11 protein-coding genes and 1 pseudogene are annotated in these 14,748 nt (G+C 71.4%); 7 read left to right on the forward strand and 5 right to left on the reverse strand.

Translation table 11 applies throughout. From position 1 onward, the window contains the following. The first annotated feature begins 73 nt into the window (after nt 1-73). The 4 genes and pseudogenes from ACFU5O_RS05010 to ACFU5O_RS05025 all read left to right on the forward strand — a co-directional run. Nucleotides 74-709 carry a metal ABC transporter ATP-binding protein gene (locus ACFU5O_RS05010; protein ID WP_384236533.1) on the forward strand — a complete coding sequence of 212 codons (636 nt, stop codon included), beginning with the start codon at nt 74-76 and terminating at the stop codon, nt 707-709. Further along, nucleotides 706-1,572, forward strand: a complete 867-nt coding sequence (locus ACFU5O_RS05015; protein WP_384236535.1) for a metal ABC transporter permease — start codon at nt 706-708, stop codon at nt 1,570-1,572. Before ACFU5O_RS05010 ends, ACFU5O_RS05015 begins: the two co-directional genes overlap by 4 nt. Continuing rightward, nucleotides 1,530-2,336 (forward strand): ABC transporter substrate-binding protein, encoded by an 807-nt coding sequence (locus tag ACFU5O_RS05020; protein WP_384236537.1) that lies wholly within the window; start codon nt 1,530-1,532, stop codon nt 2,334-2,336. Before ACFU5O_RS05015 ends, ACFU5O_RS05020 begins: the two co-directional genes overlap by 43 nt. An 874-nt stretch (nt 2,337-3,210) precedes the next feature. Then, nucleotides 3,211-3,846 (forward strand): annotated as a pseudogene (locus tag ACFU5O_RS05025) (PepSY domain-containing protein); the annotation flags it as partial. 62 nt (nt 3,847-3,908) lie between these two features. Here ACFU5O_RS05025 and ACFU5O_RS05030 read toward each other — a convergent pair. Together ACFU5O_RS05030 and ACFU5O_RS05035 are read right to left on the reverse strand one after the other, a co-directional pair. Beyond that, nucleotides 3,909-5,594, reverse strand: coding sequence for a class I adenylate-forming enzyme family protein (locus ACFU5O_RS05030; protein WP_384236539.1), 1,686 nt, complete (start codon nt 5,592-5,594; stop codon nt 3,909-3,911). Further along, nucleotides 5,591-7,372 (reverse strand): CoA transferase, encoded by a 1,782-nt coding sequence (locus tag ACFU5O_RS05035; RefSeq protein ID WP_384236540.1) that lies wholly within the window; start codon nt 7,370-7,372, stop codon nt 5,591-5,593. The genes ACFU5O_RS05030 and ACFU5O_RS05035 overlap by 4 nt, the downstream gene beginning before the upstream one ends. A 142-nt stretch (nt 7,373-7,514) precedes the next feature. Between ACFU5O_RS05035 and ACFU5O_RS05040 the strand changes: the two genes are divergently transcribed. Next, nucleotides 7,515-8,723, forward strand: coding sequence for an acyl-CoA dehydrogenase family protein (locus tag ACFU5O_RS05040; protein ID WP_384236542.1), 1,209 nt, complete (start codon nt 7,515-7,517; stop codon nt 8,721-8,723). On the opposite strand, the gene ACFU5O_RS05045 is transcribed toward ACFU5O_RS05040, so the two are convergent. Together ACFU5O_RS05045 and ACFU5O_RS05050 are read right to left on the reverse strand one after the other, a co-directional pair. After that, nucleotides 8,710-9,792: a sugar ABC transporter permease gene (locus tag ACFU5O_RS05045; RefSeq protein WP_384236543.1), complete on the reverse strand. Its 1,083-nt coding sequence runs from the start codon at nt 9,790-9,792 to the stop codon at nt 8,710-8,712. The two genes, ACFU5O_RS05040 and ACFU5O_RS05045, sit on opposite strands and share 14 nt — an antisense overlap. Further along, entirely contained in the window at nt 9,789-10,985 is a 1,197-nt protein-coding gene (locus tag ACFU5O_RS05050) for an MFS transporter (RefSeq protein ID WP_384236544.1), read from the reverse strand. The genes ACFU5O_RS05045 and ACFU5O_RS05050 overlap by 4 nt, the downstream gene beginning before the upstream one ends. Before the next feature lie 181 nt (nt 10,986-11,166). Between ACFU5O_RS05050 and ACFU5O_RS05055 the strand changes: the two genes are divergently transcribed. Together ACFU5O_RS05055 and ACFU5O_RS05060 are read left to right on the forward strand one after the other, a co-directional pair. Then, a complete protein-coding gene (locus ACFU5O_RS05055; RefSeq protein ID WP_384236545.1) occupies nt 11,167-11,952 on the forward strand; it encodes a hypothetical protein in 786 nt (261 codons plus the stop codon). Between the two features lie 138 nt (nt 11,953-12,090). Continuing rightward, the gene (locus tag ACFU5O_RS05060; protein ID WP_384236546.1) at nt 12,091-12,789 is read left to right on the forward strand and encodes a sigma-70 family RNA polymerase sigma factor; all 699 of its coding nucleotides are present in this window, start codon (nt 12,091-12,093) and stop codon (nt 12,787-12,789) included. Between the two features lie 370 nt (nt 12,790-13,159). On the opposite strand, the gene ACFU5O_RS05065 is transcribed toward ACFU5O_RS05060, so the two are convergent. Then, nucleotides 13,160-14,617, reverse strand: a complete 1,458-nt coding sequence (locus ACFU5O_RS05065; RefSeq protein WP_384236548.1) for a catalase — start codon at nt 14,615-14,617, stop codon at nt 13,160-13,162. Between the last annotated feature and the right edge of the window lie 131 nt (nt 14,618-14,748).

The following is a 14,748-nucleotide window of genomic DNA, read 5'->3' on the forward strand; positions in this document are numbered from 1 at the left end:
CCGACTACTGACGCGTGGACAACCGCCCGTGCGGTTGTCCACGCACGACGGCGGAAGTCAGAAGGGTGCATGAATGGGCGGGCTGGACGTACGCATGCGGGGGGTCGCCTGCCGCCATGGCCGGGTCGAGGCCGTCGCCGACGCTGACCTTGAGATCGCGGCCGGCGAGCGCGTGGCGCTGACCGGGACCAACGGCTCGGGCAAAACGACCCTGTTGCGTGCCGTTCTCGGCCTGCACCGGCAGGTGACCGGCACCATCCTGGTCGGCGGCCGCGGCACCCGCTCGGCAGCCGAGTGGGCGTGGCGGCGCCGGGCCTGTGCCTGGATCCCGCAGAAGCCGGCCGTCGGACGGTTCCCGCTCCGGGGCGACGAACTGCTCGCCAGCAGCGGCGCACCGGCCGATGCCGCGAAGGCGGCGGACCGGCTGGGGGTGGGCGCTCTGTCCCGACGCCCCCTCCACACCCTCTCGGGAGGGCAGCTGCAACGCATGTATCTCGCCCGGGCGATCGGCTGCGTGGCTTCGGGGGCGGAGGTACTGCTGGCCGACGAGCCCACCGCGGCCCTCGACTTCGCGGGTCAGGAGGAAGCGGCCGACGTCCTGACCACTCTGCCGGTCACGCTCGTCGTGGTGACCCATGACCGGACGCTCGTCGAGCGGTGCGACCGCGTACTGGAGATGGCCGCCGGGCGGCTGAGGGAGGTCCGGTGAACCTGGCCGCCGCCGACGTCGGTGCGCTCCTGCAGCTTGTTCCCGTACAGCGGGCCGGGTTCGCGCTGCTGCTTGCCGCGATCGGCCTGCCGGTGGTCGGTGTGATCATTGTGGGACTGGACATCATGCCGGTGCGATTCGCGATGATGCACGTCGCGCTGCTCGGTATCGCCGTCGGCCTGCTGACGGGTCTCGACCCGATGCTGTGCGCGCTCGTGGCGTGCGCTCTGTCAGGCGCGGGCGTAGCCCCGCTGGCCCGCACCCCGGACGGACTGTCCGGTGCGATGGGCCTGCTGATGAGCCTGGCCATCGCGGCCGCGCTGCTCGTCCTCGCCGTCTCGGGTGTCAACGCCTCCGGCGCGTTCGCCCTGCTGTGGGGGTCCATCCTCTCGGTGGGCACTGCGGACCTGGTCGTCCTCGCGGTGCTCGCCGTCGTCGTGCCGGGCCTGTTCTGGTGGCGCCGCCGGGACGTCGCGCTGCTGCTGTACGACCGGGAGCTCGCCCAGTGCTCCGGTGTGCCGGTGCGCGGCCTCACCGTGGCCTTGCTCGTCCTGGTGGCCATCGCGGTCGCCGGAGCCATCAAGCTGACCGGCGCCCTGCTGGTCGATGCCCTGACCCTGTTGCCCGCGCTCGCCGCGCGCCGCCTGGGGGGCTCGCTGGGGTCGATCACCCTGTGGGCGGTCGGCATCGGCGTCGTGGTCAACCTGACGGGGTTCCTGGTGGCCCTCTGGCTGGACTGGCCACCGGGCCCGGTCCTTGTCCTGACCGCGGGGGCAGTCGTCCTCGCCGTCCATCTCGTACCTGAACGGAGAAACAGCTCATGGCGCGCACCCGCGTCCGTTTCGCTTCCCTCGTCGCACTGAGTGCGGCGCTCCTCCTCACCGCCGGCTGTGGCAGTGACGAAGACGGCGACACGTCGGCCAAGGCCGGTGCCGACAGCAAGGACAAGCCGGTGGTGGTCGTGACCACCACGTGGGAAGGCGCCTTCGCCAAAGCCGCCGGCGCCGAGGACGTGAAGGTCATCGTGCCGCAGTCCGTGCACCACGCCCCCGACTACGACCCGAAACCATCCGACCTCGCCGCCGTCGCCGGGGCCGACTTCGTGCTGTACGCGCCCTTCGAGCCGTATGCCGCGAAGATCAAGGAAGCGGCCGGGTCCAAGGCGAAGCTCGTCGAGGTGAACCTCGACAACGACGCGGTCAAGGTCGGTGCCGAGGTGACGCGGCTGGGCAAGCTGTTCGGCACCGAGGACTCCGCGGCGAAGTGGAAGAGCAGCTTCGACACCAAGTACGCCAAGCTTTCCAAGGACGTGAAGTCCGCCTGGCCCGGCGGGAAGAGCCCGAACGTCGTCGCCCAGGTCTTCACTGCCTGGTCGGCGAAGCTCGCGGGCGCCACCGTGGTCGGCACGTACGGCCCGGAGCCCGTGACCCCGGCGCAGCTCGCCGAACTGTCGAAGAAGAAGCCCGCCCTGGTGCTGGACAACGCACACATGTCGACGGGCACGGTCCTGCCCGACTCCGGTGCGAAGCAGGTGAGGATCGTCAACTACCCGGGGGACGACCTGGACCTGTTGCCCGTCTACCGCGACGCGGCGTCGGAGCTGAAGAAGGCGATGGGCTCGTCCTGATCCGTCGGCCACGGCACTCGCCGTAGTGGTCAGGGGCGGTCCTGTACGAACTGCCCCTGACCGTTGGGGCATCCCAGGAAGTCTCGTGTGATTCACGCCACGCCGCGAGCTCCACGCTGCATTCGTACGCCGCTTGCAGCACCGGTCTGCATCGCACAACAGCCGTTCCACACAGGTGTGATGTACGCCGGGAGGGCGGAGCCGCCTCCCATCGGCCACGGACACCTTCTGTCCGAACCTGCGGACACCCGCCCGAGCCCTGGCTAGGTTGTGCCGGTGCGCAGACAAGCAAGCCGGGTGACGCGGACCTCGCAGGGTCTGCTGTGCGCTTCGGCATGCCTGGTCCTGGGTGCCGTGAGCCATGTCGCCGCCGGTGGCCGACTGCCGGGCCCGGGACCGCTGATCGCCCTCTTCGCCGCTCTCACCGTGACGTGCACCGTGCTCTTCGGCGGTCGTCGGCGCCGCTTCGACGTGACCATGCTGATGCTGGGCGGCATGCAGCTCGCCCTGCACCTCTTTCTGCACCACCTCCCGATGCCGCACGGCAGCGGGTACCCGATGCCTGCCTCGCACAGCGGCCACTCCGCTGCCGGCCACATGTCCGACTCCCACATGTCAGGCGCCCACATGGCGGCCGGGCAGGAAGCGGGATCTGCCATGACCGCGGGAGTGGTGTCGGCACATGCCCTCGCCACCCTCGGAACCGCGCTCTGCGTCATCTACGGCGAACGGGTTCTGACCCGACTGGCCGCGCTGGTCATGCCGTACATCTGCCGCCGCCTGGTGGTGACATCCCCGGTAGAGCCCCGTCCGCATGCCACTCCTCCGGCCGTGGTGCACGCGGCTTTCGGGGTTCTGCTCGCCCGTTGCCGCCCTGCTGCCCGGGGCAGAGCCGGCCCCCGAGGACGAGCACGCGGAGCATGCCGGGCACGGCGCCGCCAAGGACACCGCGTCGGCGGACCCGGCCGACTTCGACGCCGCTCTTGCTGCGGCACGAAAGGCCGGCCTGGGCAGCACGGTGGAGGTGACGCCTCCCGCCGACGCCGCCAGTGCCTGGACCGTGGCCCAGGGCGACAACGTGTGGCCGGTGCACTACGACCAGGTCGCCGTGGACGTCGGGAAGAGCGAGGTCACCTCGCACAGCAGGTGGGCGGACCACCCGGCCTTGGCCAAGCTCAGCAAGCTGGGCGTCCAGGGGCACATGGGTGTGCTGTTCGGGATCGCCAACCAGATCGTGCTGGCGGTCATCGCCCTCGGCCTGACCTTCGTGACGTTGTGGGGATACCGCATGTGGTGGCAGCGGCGGCCGACCCGCGACGACCGCAAGGCCGCATTCGGAAAGGCCCCGGCCCGTGGGACGTGGCGTCGGCTGCCGCTGCCCGTGCTGATCCTGGGCGTACCGGTGACCGCGGCCCTGGGCTGGGCGCTTCCGGTCCTGGGGGTCACGCTGCTCGGGTTCCTCGTCGTGGACCTGGCTGTCGGGCTCGTCCGGCGGGGCCGCGCGGCGTAGCGAAGGGCGGGAGGGCGCGCACCGGCGCGCCCTCCCGCCCCGTTCTCCGGCCGGCTTGTGGGTCAGCCGGCCTGGGCCAGACGGGCCGTCGTGGGGGCCGGGTGCGCGCTCTCGGCCACGCGTGCCCGCAGGGCCGCGCGGTCGGGCTTGCCCGCCGGAGTCAACGGAAGCTCCTCGACGACCAGCAGGTGTTCGGGGTGCTTTCGTTGCTCCAGCCCGCGCCGGGTGAGGTGCTCGCACAACGACTCGAGCGTCGGGCCGTCCCCGGAGCGCGGCACCACACAGGCCGCCAGCCGCTCTCCCATCAGCCTGTCCGGCACACCCACGCACACCACGTCACGAACCAGCGGGTGTGAGATGAGCTCGCGCTCGACCTCGGCGGGACTGACGTTTGCGCCGCCGCGGATGACGATGTCCTTGAGGCGTCCGACGACGTGCAGGCAACCGTCCTCGTCGAGGAAACCGAGGTCCCCGGTGCGTACCCAGCCGTCGGCCGTGCGGTAACGGGCGTCGAGCCCGGGGTCGCCCACGTAGCACAGCGGAGTCATCGGTCCGCGCGCGACGATTTCCCCTACGCGGCCCTCCGGCAGTGCCTCGAGGGTCTGCGGGTCGGTGATGCGGATCTCGGCCACGCGGGCGTCCGGCCGGCCGGCGACCACGCCGTAGCTGTCGGTGGGCGGTGTCGTGTTGTCCAGCCCTGTGTGACAGTTGACGCCGTCGGCGGAGCCGTAGAGGTTGACGACGGGGCAGCCGAACGCCTCCGCAGCGGCTGCTGCGGTCGTCTCGTCGAGAGGCGCACCGCCGAGTACGAGGGCGGTGGGGGAGGGGAGCTTGTCACCTGCTTCGCGGAGCCGGTCGAGCATCATGCGCACCATGGTGGGCACTCCGAGGATGTGGGTGGGCTCGTGTTCCCGTACCGCCGCGAGTGCGGCTTCCGGGGTGAAGTGATCCAGCAGGACGAGTGTGCCACCGTGCCGCGCGAGGGTGACCGCGGTGCCGTTGGAGCCGAAGGCGGTGGAGAGGGGTACCAGGAACAGGCAGCGCGGCGGGGTCCTGTCGGGGATGAGCGAGGCGAGGAAGTTGCCGCGTCCGCCGGCCAGTGCGTTGTGCGAATAGGCGACCATCTTCGGCTCCGCCTCCGAGCCGGACGACACGAGGATGCGGGCCGCGCTCTCGGGGTCGGGGCGGGCGGGTACGAAGCCGCCGGGGTCGGAGCGCATCAGCTGCGAGAGCGGAATCGTTCCTTCTGGGGCGGTGGCCGGTCCTGACGCGATGACGTGGGCCAGTGAGGGCAGCGCCGTGGACAGGGTGTGCAGGTCGGCGGCGTGACGGGAGCCCCGGTGTTCGATCGAGGCGATGACGGCGACGGCTTCGGCGCGGCGCAGCAGGCACTCGGCCTCCAGGCTGCCCCGGCCGACCGGGAACGGGAGGGCGACCGCCCCCAGGGCGGCGATGGCCAGATCGGCGATGACCGCGTCGCGGTTGTTGGGGAGTTGGACGCCGACCACGTCGCCCGGTCGGATGCCGAGGTTTCTGAGGCCGGTGGCCAGACATCGCACCTTGCGGTCCAGGGCGGTGTAGCAGAGCTTGCCCTTGGCATCCAGGACGGCGGTCCGGTGCAGGTCCGCGATCTGGCGTGCGCGGAACAGGCTGTAGAGGTCGAGGTCGGGGCAGGTGCCGTCCACCACCCAGGACCGGCGGAGTTCGGCGGGCAGCAGGTCGTGCAGTGCGTTCTTGCCGGGGGTCATGCGAAGCTCCAGGGGTCGGGGACGCTGAGGACGCCGTGCGTGTCGCGGCTGATCGAGCCGGCGAAGCGCGGGTCGTCGTGCAGTCCGGACAGGTCCGTCGTGACGGGTGTCGCGGTGAGCCCGTGGGCGCGGCACTGCCGCAGGGCCTCGTCCGTGGACAGGTTGCGCAGGTCGTACGCGGCTGCGGCGGTGGCACAGTCGTCGCTGGGCGCGATCCAGCCGTCCGCCGTCGGCAGGGGACGGCGGAATCCGCTCGGTTTCCTGGGGTTCTCGCCGCGCACGGCCCGGGCCAGGGCGGGCGCGGTGAGGGTGTCGGCGGCGCCGAGCAGCGAGGAGTCCACGCGGACGCCGTGGCCGGTGCGTTCGCGCAGCAGCAGCCCGGCGAGCACGGCCTCGGTCCCGATCAGCCCGCCCAGCACGTCGAGGAGGGTCATCAGGGAGGGTGCCGGCGGCTCGCCCTCGGGGCGTACGGCCTCGCCGACACCCGTGCGGGCCTGGACCATGAAGTCCGTACCCATCGGAGCATCGGGCAGCCGGTCTCCCCAGCCGCTGGTGTACGCGTGGACGAGTGCCGGGTTGACCTCGGCGAGGTCGTCTGCGTCGAGCCCCAGTTCGGCCGCCTTGCCAGGAGCCCAGTTGTGCAGGAAGACGTCGGCCTCCGCCGCCATTTCCCGCAGTCGGCGGCGGTCGCCCGGAGACTTGATGTCGATCTCGACGGCCTGCTTGCCCCGGTTGAGGGCGAGCCAGCGGGCGGAGATCCCTGAGCAGGCGGGTGGCATACCGCGCAGCGGGTCACCGCCGGGGGGTTCTATGCGGATCACTTCGGCACCGAGCAGTCCCAGCAGGTGTGCCGCGAGGGGAGCCTGGATGCGCCGGCCGGCTTCGAGGACGGTGAGCCCTGCAAGCGGCCGGGCGGGGGTCGGGGCGGGCGCGCCGTTCCCGGGGCCGGTGGGCCGGAGGAGGTCCAGGGACCACGGCGCGGCGCCGTCGTGCTCCGCTGCCCTGTCGGCGAGAGTTCCGAGAACGCACACCTCGGCGCCCGAGGCCGATGCGGCCCGCCGGATCCGCTCCAGGGCGTGTGCCTGCGTCGTGGTGTGCAGGACGTGCGGAAAGGGGGCACAGGCGGTGGCGTACCGGAACTGGAACGGCCGCCAGCCGGACCGTATTGCGTCGGCCGGTGCGTCCAGTGCGCGCCAGAAGCCGGCCCAGGCACCCGGATCGAGGGTTTCGAGTTCGAACAGGACACCGTCGGCCGACGTGAACGGCGGTCCCCCGGGGGCGATTTCGGCCGCCTCCCCCTCGTCGGCCCCTGCGGCGGCGAGGTACTGGGAGACGGAGAGCAGTCCGGCATGGTCGGCACGCGTCGTGAGCCGGGTCGGTGCGGCCGCACCGCGCGCCTGGGCCAGCAGTCCGGCGAGCATCCCCTGCACCGTGAGGACGGCGGTCGCCGTGGCCGAGTAGTCGGCCGCCAGGCCCCGCGGCGCGCCGTCCCTGCGTCCGTGCACGGCCATGATGCCGGTGGCCGCCTGCACCGTGGCCTCGTCGCCGATCCCGGTCCCGGGACCGGACCAGGTCGTGTGCGCCTCTGCCGGCTGGAAGTCCCCGCCGGTGAGCAGGGTGTGACCGGTCGGCGAGTCGCCGGGGGCGTGGTCGGCAGCCTCGGCGCCGAGGCGCCGCAGACGGTCGGCGACCGCCTTCATGATCTCCGGGGGTCCCGAGGTGTCGAAGCGCAGTGTGTCGAGTGGCCGGACCGTCCGCGTGGTGACTGGTGACGCCATGCCTCTCCTCTCCTGGCGGCGGCGGTGGCCGTCGCCCGGGTTGTTGGTACGCGGGAACTCGGGCCGGTTCGCACCCGACCAGTTCCACGTAGGAGCAGTCGGACAGCCGTTCCCATGGGTTCCCGCGAACTGGAGGAGAAAAGTGGCGAGTCGAGAAGGCAGGGGCACCGGTCGGCCGCAACGCGGCGACGACACCGTGCAGTTGCGGAAGCGCGTCGAGGACTTCATCGGCAGGTGGGTGATCCCGAAGGAACAGGTCCTGGACGCGGGCGGGACCGTAGCCGCGGCAGCCATGAGCGACCTGCGACATCAGGCACGGACGGACGGACTGTGGGCCCTGCCGCTGCCCGGGGAACTGGGCGGCGGCGGACTGACCCTGGCCGAGTACGCCGAACTCGCCGAAGCCGAAGGGGCGAGCGATCACGGCGCGACGGCACTCGGATCCGCCTCGCTGCTGGACGTCCGGATGCTCGCGCGGCACGGCGGCGCCCGCGTACGCGAGGACTACCTGAAACCCCTGGTGACCGGGGACATACGCAGTTGCTATGCCATGACCGAGCCCGACGTGCCCGGCACGGACCCGTTCATGACCGGCACGCGCGCCGAGCAGCACACGGACGGGAGCTGGTCCGTCACCGGCCGCAAGTGGTTCACCTCCGGAGCTGCGGACGCCGATCTGGTCACGGTCCTGGCTCGCACCGACGGAACGGCCGGCGACCGTGACGGGCTCTCCCTGCTGCTCGTTCCCACCGGCTCCCCAGGCTTCCGGCTGGTGCGGGAACTGCCCCTGCTCGGCGCGGCCGGCCAGTGGGAGATCGAACTCGATCACGTCACCGTCCCCGGTGACCACATGCTCGGCCAACGTGGACAGGCGCTTGCCGTAGCGGGCGAGCGGCTCCAACTGGGGCGCACGCTGCGCTGTCTGCGCTGGCTCGGCCAAGCCCGCCGCGCGTTCGACGTCATGTGTGAACGGGCCGTCGCCCGGAAGGGCTCCCGCGGCCCGCTCGCCGGGAACCAGCTCGTCCAGCAGCACGTGTTCGACGCACTGCTGGCCCTGCGCACGACGCGCCCGCTCGTTCACGAAGCCGTGGCGCTGATCGCCGCCGGGCGGGACGCGCACACCGAGGTGGGCCTGGCCAAGGTCGCAGCGGCCCGCATGCTCCAGCAGGTCACCGATTCCGCGATACAGGTGCACGGTGCGGCCGGGCTCGGGCCGGACACCGCGCTGCCGGCGCTGTTCCGCACAGGGCGCGCTGCCCGCATCCTGGACGGTCCGGACGAACTCCACATCACGTCCGTGGCGCGCCGGGTCCTGCGCGGCTACGGACAGGAGCCCACTACACCGCGGTGATGTCGACCAGCCCGGAGAGGACGGCCAGGCCCAGCGCCAGGAAGAAGTCGCCCCAGATCAGTTCGTGCCGCACGGCATGGCCCCTTCGGGCGTCGTAGCAGCCGTCCAGCAGCATGCCCGCGGGGCGGTCACCGTCGCCCGCGGACAGGTGGGAGGAGACCAGCCGCCCAAGGATCGCGGCGGCCCTGTCCGAGAACTCCGTGGACCGAGCCCCACGAAGACGCGCCAGTTTGAGAAGTGCAACAGCGGTGATCGCCGCAGCCGACGTGTCCAGGGGCCCTTCCGGGCGGGTCTCTTCGGCCGGAGGCACGAGTGGCCCGGTCAGGACAGAGCCGTCGTTCAGCAGCTGTTCGGCGGCGGCCTCCAGACGGTCCGGCCGCCGTCCCCGGACCTCACGACTGTGCAGGGCGTCGGCGACCGCCAGCAGCAACCACGCCCGGCCACGGCTCCAGCCCGGCGCCGGATCGTCGCAGGGCTGCCAACCCGTCGCTGCGGCGAAGTGCCAGGCCGGCTGCAGGTGGCGACCGTCGTCCCCCAGACAGAGGTCGAGGTGGCGGTGCAGATGCTGGCCCGCCACTGCGGCTCCCTCGGGACCTGAGGCGGCAAGCAACTGCACCAAACCCGGAACGCCGTCCACACGGGCCAGCATCCGGGGCCCGCCGAGCGCCGATCCCCAAGGCACGAGGCCGAGTTCGTGGTCCATGGCGGTCAGACAGGCGCGGGCGGCGCGCCCGCGAAGTGCGGCCGCCCGGTCGTCACCGACAGCCAGAGCGGTGCCGTACCAGAGGATCAGACCCCGGGTGGCTGTGTCCGCCTCCGCCCAGGGTGCGAGGCGCGCCGTGCACGCCGATGCCGCGGCCCGGTCGTCGCTCCCGCCGGTCTGCCTCGCTCGCAGCCACAGCAGCCCCGCCCAGAACCCACCGGTCCACGAACCCCGGCCGGTCGTTGTCCACCGGCCGCCGGCCGGATCGGCGAACAGCGGGAAACGGGTGCCGACTTCCGCATAGGTGACAGCCACTCTCTCCAGGACCGCCGCCAGAGCCTCGTCGAAGCGTTCCTGCGAACTCATGCCGACGCACCCGCCCGCTCACGCTGCTCGCGTACGGCCCAGGCGAAAGCCACAACTGCTGCTGCCGCGAACTCCGCTGCGACCACCAGCCAGCCCGTCCCGTAGCGGCCGGCTTCCGCAAGCAGACCGAAGAACGGCGGCCCGACGGCGAAACCGGCGAAGAACCCGGCGGCGACCAGCGCCGAATCCTGCCCCGCCCGGCCGGGTTCGGCACGCTGCATGACCACAACCATGGTCACGGCGTTGCCCGACACGGCGAACACACCCACGGCCACAGCAGCCACCCATGCGAGCGGAGGGACCCAGAGCGCCGCCGTGAGAAGACCGGCCGCCCCGACCGCACCGGCCGCAAGCCATCCCGGGAGCCGTTCGGCGCGCCCCGGCCGGGCCGCCTTCGACCACCCCACCCGGCCCGCGACTCCGGCGACACCCAGCACGGCGACGAGGCCACCGGCCGCGGTGGGTCCCAGATGGAGCTCCTGTGCCCCGAACAGGGAGAGGTAGGTGTTGACGGAGGCGATGCCGCTGCCCAGGAGCAGCGAGAAGGCCGCCAGCCAGGCGACATGCCCGCGGCGCGCGAGGGACGCACGCGTTCGGGCCGGCGGCGGTGGCGGATCGACCGGCAGGGCGCGCAGCGTCCAGAAGGAGGCCAGGACTGCCGCACCGGCGGCCGTCCACACCGCGCCACGCCACCCGATTCCACCGGCAAGTGCCGCGAGAGGCAGTCCCGCCGCAAAGGCCCCCAGCTGGACGCCCGACTGCTTCATCCCCGTGACCGCCCCCCGCCGCGCGGGCGGGACGGCGGCGAGAATGGCCTTGTTCGTCGCGGGGTTCGCCAACGCCTGAGGCAGGCCGCCCAGCGCCACGGCGGCCAGGAGCAGTCCGGTTCCCGGCGCGGCACCGATCGCCGCCAGCGCGGCGGCCGTCACCGCCAACAGCACAACGAGCCCACGCCGAGCACCGATTCGGTCCACGATCCGGCCACTCACCGGAGACAGCACGGCAGCCGTACCGAAGCCGATCGTCGTCGTCAGGCCGAGCACCGTGGCGGAGATCCCCAGTTCGTCCACCAGCCGAGGGCCGAGCGCGCCCAGCAGGAACAGCTGCAGCATCGAGAAGGCCATCGCGCACGTGAGAAGAACCGTCAGCCCTCGCGCCGTCCGGCCGTCCGTATCCGCTGTCGACGCCGCCACCGTTGCCCCCTTCCGCGCCGCGGTCCCTCCGGCGGCCATGCAGAGAAGTCGGACACGCCACCTCCCCAGTTCCAGGCGCGCCTTGTGGTGTACACCACACCTACTGAAGTGAGGTGCCGGTCCTTCAATTTCCGTACCGGCCCGTGCCCATCACGGGAGGGAATGCAAGGATGAGTCCGCCATGACTCCAGGCCGATGTTGCCGCGCGGTACGGGCTGCCACCTTCGCAGCCGCCTGTGTGCTGCTCGCGGTCATCGGCCACACGCTCATGTCGGGGACAGCCGTTCCCTGGTGGGCCATGTCGGCGGCGTTCTTCGCCACATGGGCGTCGGCATGGGTGCTTGCGACCCGTGAGCGGCGCGTCCTCTTCGTCACATCGGCCACCGTCGTCGCCCAGGCCGCTCTGCACACAGCATTCTCACTGGTGCAGGCGACCGTGAATCCCGCGCTGCCGGAGAGTGCTTCCTTCACCCGGCAATGGGCCGCGTACCTGCTGTGCGGGTCGAAGAGCCCCATCACACTCCCTGGTGCTGAACCGCTCAGCGTTGCCGGAGACGCAGGCGGTCACGTGCACGCGTCCCTCCCCGCCCATGCCCACCCGGTGCTCCCCGACGGGAGCGGCCATTTCCACCACGCCATGGGGGCGACAGGGGACAGCACGCTCCCGTCCGTCGGACATGACATGGGCGCCCACATGTCGCCGACCGGCATGCTCGCGGCCCACCTTCTGGCCGCGCTGCTGTGCGGTCTCTGGCTGGCGCACGGCGAGCGGGGCGCGTTCCGCGTTCTGCGGGCACTCGCCGGCTGGCTGGTAGCTCCTCTGCGCCTGATCTTCCGCCTGACCGCGCCACCGCACCGGCCTCGCATCCACGTCCGCCGAGCACGCCGAGCCGTCGTGCTGCGGCAACTGCTCCTCGTCACCGCCTTCACCACGCGGGGTCCACCGACCGGGACAGCTGTCGCCTGACAGCTGGATCCCCGGACGCGCGTCGTCTTCCATCGCGTGCTCCGGGCATCGGCCATGCCGTCCGGCAGGCCGTACCACTCACCCGCCCCGCCGATCACGCGGGAGCCGGATCCCGAATCGTTCGAAGGACAAGTGGCGATGACCCCTGCCCTGCCCCCACACCACAGCACCCCCGGCGACACCGAACCGACGAGCACCGCGCGGAGCGCGGATGAAGCCGTGACCCGGTGGGCGCTGGCCGCGCGCGGCGGCGACCCCGAGGCTGTGGACCGCTTCGTACGCGCATTGCAGCGCGACATCTGGCGCTATGTGGCTTACCTCAGCGCCGACGCCCAGGCCGCCGACGACCTGACGCAGGAGACCTTCCTCAGGGCGCTGGGCAGTCTCCACCGCTTCGAGGGCCGTTCTTCGGCGCGGACCTGGCTGCTTTCCATCGCGCGGCGCACGGTGGTCGACAGCCTTCGCCATGCTGCCGCGCGTCCCAGGCTCTCGGACTGCGACGACTGGCAGGCAGTTGCGGAGCAGGCCCAACCCCGTGAGGTCCCGGGCTTCGAGGACGGGATAGCACTCGCAGAACTTCTGGCGGCCATCCCTGCGGAACGCCGTGAGGCGTTCGTGGTCACCCAGCTCCTGGGCCTGCCCTACGCCGAAGCGGCCCAGGCCATCGGCTGCCCGGTCGGCACCGTCCGCTCACGCGTGGCCCGGGCACGATCATCGCTGATCGGCCTCCTCACGGACGTCGACACACCGGTCGCCGAGGACACACGAGTACCTCTGAACGACCACCGTCGGCGTTCAGAGGCGAGGACGTCGCCCGGTATGGCGGCCGTGGCCTGACGTTCTCGAGGCTCCACCCTCGTTGCACGGGGTGGAGCCTCCACCGTGGGCAAGGCAGTCCGCTGTGCCGGATCGAGCCGGTTCGGCCGCTCGGGCCCGGGCCGTGTGGACGGGCCGCTGGGACCGCGGCGGGGCGATGGGCTTCCGGCCGGACCTTCCTTCAGGTCAGGAAGGGGGCAGGGAGGGCCCGTACCACCGCACTGGCTCGCACGCCGCCGCGGTCCTCACGCGCGGCGCCGGCCGTATGACCGGCGCCGTGTCCTCACCGCGGACCACCCCTCATGCGGGTCGGCGGTTCGGACGGCGTACGGGGACGGGCCGGAGGCCAACTCCCGTACGCGGTCTTGGTGTTGCCGAAGGTCCGGCCTGCTCAGTCCTCGCGCAGGACTCGGACGGCTTCCTCGACGCGCTTGCCGTAGTCCGGGTCGGCGGCGTGGAAGTGGGCCAGGTTCTTCTCGACCACGTCGTCGCGGGTGACCTGGGACAGGCCTCCCGCGATGTTCGCGACCAGGCGCTTCTTCTCCTCCTCCGACATCAGGCGGTAGAGCTCACCGGCCTGGAAGAAGTCGTCGTCCTTGGAGTGACGCGGAGCTTCGTGCGTGCCCGTGTGGCCGTGGACCGCCAGCGGGGCCGACAGGGCGGAGTCCGTCTGCGCGGGACCGGAGTACGAGTTGGGCTCGTAGTTCTTGTCGTGGCGCGAGCCGTTGCGCGTCGCCATGAAGCCGTCGCGGCCGTAGTTGTCCGCGGTGGTCGCCTTCGGGGCGTTCACCTGCAGCTGGGTGTGATTGACACCGAGGCGGTAGCGGTGGGCGTCGGCGTACGCGAAGAGACGGCCCTGGAGCATCTTGTCCGGCGAAGGGCCGATGCCGGGTACGAAGTTGTTCGGAGAGAACGCCGCCTGCTCGACCTCCGCGAACACGTTGTCGGGGTTGCGGTCGAGCACCAGCCGGCCCACGCGCTGCAGCGGGTGGCCGTCGTGCGGCCATACCTTGGTCAGGTCGAAGGGGTTGAAGCGGTAGTCCGCCGCCTCGGCCGCCGTCATGATCTGCACGTACAGCGTCCAGGACGGGTTCACACCGCGCTCGATGGCCTGCAGCAGGTCGGTCTGGTGGCTGTTGGCGTCCTTGCCGACGACCTCGGCGGCCTGCTCGGAGGAGAGGCAGCGGATGCCCTGGTTGGTCTTGAAGTGGTACTTGACGAAGAAGGCCTCGCCTTCTGCGTTGGTCCACTGGTACGTGTGGGAGCCGTAGCCGTTCATGTGGCGGTACGAGGCGGGTATGCCCCTGTCGCCCATCAGCCAGGTGATCTGGTGCGTCGCCTCGGGGGAGTGGGCCCAGAAGTCCCAGACGTTGTCCGGCTCCTGCTTGCCCGTGAACGGGTCACGCTTCTGGGAGTGGATGAAGTCGGGGAACTTGACCGGGTCCTTGATGAAGAAGACCGGGGTGTTGTTGCCGACGAGGTCGTAGTTGCCCTCCTCGGTGTAGAACTTCAGCGCGAAACCCCGTGGGTCCCGGACCGCGTCCGCGCCGCCGAGCGAGTCGGCGACGGTCGAGAACCGGATGAACGTCTCGGTCCGCTTGCCCACCTCCGAGAGGAAGGCGGCCCGGGTGAACCCGGTGACGTCGTCGGTGACCTCGAAGTAGCCGTAGGCACCCGAGCCGCGGGCGTGCACGACACGCTCCGGGATGCGCTCCCGGTTGAAGCGGGCGAGCTTCTCCAGCAGATGCTGGTCCTGGAGGAGGAGCGGTCCACCGACGCCGGCGGTGGCGGAGTTCTGGTTGTCGGCGACCGGGGCGCCGGACTCGGTCGTAAGCACGCGCTGCGACATGGTGGCGAAGGTGACCTTCCGTGCGGGGGAGCTGCTGAGCGTGCCAGGAGCGTAGGTTCGCCCCGACGAGAACGTCAACAGTTTGTTGAATTGAAGGGGGTGGATCCGGGCCGTGGCTGCGCCTGGGCGCG

It is taken from the genome of Streptomyces sp. NPDC057445 (assembly GCF_042802855.1).
GTDB lineage: Bacteria > Actinomycetota > Actinomycetes > Streptomycetales > Streptomycetaceae > Streptomyces.

Excerpts from the sequence above, each read along its gene's own strand:
- ACFU5O_RS05065 (WP_384236548.1), bottom strand. The coding sequence starts at position 14,617 with ATGTCGCAGCGCGTGCTTACGACCGAGTCCGGCGCCCCGGTCGCCGAC.
- ACFU5O_RS05045 (WP_384236543.1), bottom strand. The coding sequence starts at position 9,792 with ATGAGTTCGCAGGAACGCTTCGACGAGGCTCTGGCGGCGGTCCTGGAG.
- ACFU5O_RS05030 (WP_384236539.1), bottom strand. The coding sequence starts at position 5,594 with ATGACCCCCGGCAAGAACGCACTGCACGACCTGCTGCCCGCCGAACTC.
- ACFU5O_RS05020 (WP_384236537.1), top strand. The coding sequence starts at position 1,530 with ATGGCGCGCACCCGCGTCCGTTTCGCTTCCCTCGTCGCACTGAGTGCG.
- ACFU5O_RS05010 (WP_384236533.1), top strand. The coding sequence starts at position 74 with ATGGGCGGGCTGGACGTACGCATGCGGGGGGTCGCCTGCCGCCATGGC.
- ACFU5O_RS05060 (WP_384236546.1), top strand. The coding sequence starts at position 12,091 with ATGACCCCTGCCCTGCCCCCACACCACAGCACCCCCGGCGACACCGAA.
- ACFU5O_RS05055 (WP_384236545.1), top strand. The coding sequence starts at position 11,167 with ATGACTCCAGGCCGATGTTGCCGCGCGGTACGGGCTGCCACCTTCGCA.
- ACFU5O_RS05035 (WP_384236540.1), bottom strand. The coding sequence starts at position 7,372 with ATGGCGTCACCAGTCACCACGCGGACGGTCCGGCCACTCGACACACTG.